1 rRNA gene is annotated in these 255 nt (G+C 52.2%); it reads left to right on the top strand.

Annotation, left to right across the window (positions count from 1 at the left end):
• Positions 1-255: ribosomal RNA gene (locus tag KJS65_RS29605) — 23S ribosomal RNA — on the top strand; the annotation flags it as partial.

Here is a 255-nt window from a genome sequence, read left to right as displayed (position 1 = left end):
GCCGAAAGGCGTAATCGAAGGACAACAGGTTGAAATTCCTGTACCACCGTAAACCGTTATGAGCAATGGGGTGACGCAGTAGGGTAGTGACGCGGACTGATGGATGTCCGTCTAAGCAGTGAGGCTGATGTGTAGGCAAATCCGCACATCGTAAGGCTGGGCTGTGATGGGGAGCGAAAATTATAGTAGCGAAGGTCATGATCTCACACTGCCAAGAAAAGCCTCTAGCCAGGTGAAGGTGCCCGTACCGCAAAC

The sequence above is a fragment of the Paenibacillus sp. J23TS9 genome (genome assembly GCF_018403225.1).
Classification (GTDB): Bacteria; Bacillota; Bacilli; order Paenibacillales; family Paenibacillaceae; genus Paenibacillus_AQ.
The sequence above is the reverse complement of the archived record's forward strand: the minus strand, read 5'-3'. Positions and strand labels throughout refer to the sequence as shown.